Genomic DNA, 2,052 nt, shown 5'->3' on the forward strand with positions numbered 1-2,052 from the left:
CTCATAATTCAATCAAGTCCCCTTGTCAATAGGGTTTGAGACGCGCTAACCCTGCAATTACTCATGACCCACTGACTCTTAAGTTTGGTAAAAAAGACTTGTATATTGATCTGGGTGCTAAGCAATTGTTGGCAGCGCAGAAAGCAGAATGTAAGATTGCAGTTGAGATTAAAAGTTTTACCGGCAGATCAGATGTTGATGATTTAGAAAAAGCATTGGGTCAGTATATCTTGTATCAGGATATATTAACTGAACTGGAGCCAGAGCGAGCGTTATATCTTGCAGTACCTAGCAGTGTTTTTGATGATTTGTTTGAAGAACCCATTGGCAAACTGTTGCTGAAAAATCGCCGTTTAAGGCTGATTTGCTTTGATCCAAAACAGGAGGTTATCAGACAATGGATTATACCCAGTTAGACCACTATCGCCAGGTGGTTGAAACTATCTTAAGTGAATACGCTTCTTTGCCCTATTCCTATGCGGATATTCAACCGGAAGTTGTGTTTGATCGAACGCGCGATCGCTATTTGTGGATGGATGTGGGTTGGGATGGCGATCGCCGCATTCATGGCTGTCTGGTTCATATTGACATCATTGATGGTAAAATCTGGATTCAACGCGATGGAACTGAAGAAGGCATTGCCGCAGATTTAGAACGGGCTGGAATTCCTAAAGAGCATATCGTACTTGGATTTCGTCCACCGGAGTTAAGACTCTACACTGGTTATGCAATTACTTGAAGAGCAATTCGCTAACTTTTCAAACAAGCGCGATTTGAACGAAAAAAGAAGATAGAAGAAAGAAGTTTGAAGTTGGATTATGAACGTGACGATTGGTAATCACTGCCTACCGGGTGATTGAAACGATACTGACTTCAAATTACAAAATTGTAATTCAGACAAGGGGCAAGCTGTCATGTTGGGTTGGTGTAATTAAAACCATAGACATCTCAATACCTCCAACATCAAGAAGCTAATTGTTTATGAAAATTCGTCAGTTGTTAGCTGTATTTGCCATGCCGCTTGTCATTGGAGCTGGTGTTTTGGTTAATACAAATCATACAACAGCCAATCAGCCCGACTTGGTAGCACAAGATTCATCGCAACCTAGCGGGGAACAAAAACCACCGAAGGGAAAACGACGCCGCCCAAATTTTGCAGCAGCTGCCCAAAAACTGGGAGTGACTGAAGCACAGTTGAAGGAAGCCTTGGGGGTGCCAACTCAACCACCACCACCAAATCAGTCATCTGAGGGTCGTCCTCGTCGTCGTCTTGATATCAAAGGTGCAGCTACAAAGCTGGGTGTGACTGAAGAACAGTTGAAGGAAGCCTTGGGAATTCCACCTCGTCCTCCAGAAAAACCTTCTACAGGTCAATAGTTTTGTCATGACCTTTAACGTAAATACAACACAAAGAGGTTTATTTTTTATGAAGATTAATCGGCAACACTTTACTTTTGCTGCTATCTGTGCTGCTACAGTTTTCTTGCCTACATCTGCCTTCGCTGGTGATATCTATTATCGTAGAGTTTATTCACCGCCGCCTAATATTGTCAGAAGTGTTAGTCGCCAAGAGAGTCGAGACATACAACAAATTCAAGTAAGACTTCAAGCAGCAAAAAGACGGGCTTTGAGAGATGGACGTATAAGTCGCCAGGAAAGAGAAGAAATCAACGACTTGGAACGAGAACTGAATCGGGCGATACGTAGCGCAAGGCGTTACTAAATCAGTGAACAGTTATCAGTGACCAGTGAACAGTACACAGTACACAGTACACAGTAAATAGTACACAGTGAACAAGCAATTGATAACTGATAACTGATAACTGATAACTGATAACTGGTAACCCTTCGGGGAAGACCTCCGGTCTCGCTGCGCGTTCCGCCAGTCGCCTACGGAGGAGCCAGTGCGGACGCCACATGCCTGGCTGTCGGGAAACCCTCAAAGCAGCAGTGGCTCGTCTTGGGGTCTGGTGCCAGACCGCTCAAGTCGGCATCCCCGCCGCTTCATTTTTCATAGACAAAAATGGACAACCACTAACAATGTCTACTCGT

At 44.1% G+C, this 2,052-nt stretch carries 4 protein-coding genes; all 4 read left to right on the plus strand.

Annotated features, from left to right (window positions below; translation table 11 throughout):
- Positions 1 to 35: 35 nt before the first annotated feature.
- The 4 genes from DP117_RS34100 (at position 36) to DP117_RS34115 (ending at position 1,723) form a co-directional block, all read left to right on the plus strand.
- Positions 36 to 416, plus strand: a complete 381-nt coding sequence (locus DP117_RS34100) for an element excision factor XisH family protein (RefSeq protein WP_169222567.1) — start codon at positions 36 to 38, stop codon at positions 414 to 416.
- A complete protein-coding gene (locus DP117_RS34105; RefSeq protein ID WP_169222568.1) occupies positions 398 to 739 on the plus strand; it encodes a XisI protein in 342 nt (113 codons plus the stop codon). The genes DP117_RS34100 and DP117_RS34105 overlap by 19 nt, the downstream gene beginning before the upstream one ends.
- Before the next feature lie 242 nt (positions 740 to 981).
- The gene (locus DP117_RS34110) at positions 982 to 1,377 is read left to right on the plus strand and encodes a hypothetical protein (RefSeq protein WP_169222569.1); all 396 of its coding nucleotides are present in this window, start codon (positions 982 to 984) and stop codon (positions 1,375 to 1,377) included.
- A 49-nt stretch (positions 1,378 to 1,426) separates the two neighbouring features.
- Positions 1,427 to 1,723, plus strand: coding sequence for a hypothetical protein (locus DP117_RS34115; protein WP_169222570.1), 297 nt, complete (start codon positions 1,427 to 1,429; stop codon positions 1,721 to 1,723).
- Positions 1,724 to 2,052 lie beyond the last annotated feature (329 nt).

Source organism: Brasilonema sp. UFV-L1 (genome assembly GCF_012912105.1).
Taxonomy (GTDB): Bacteria; Cyanobacteriota; Cyanobacteriia; order Cyanobacteriales; family Nostocaceae; genus Brasilonema.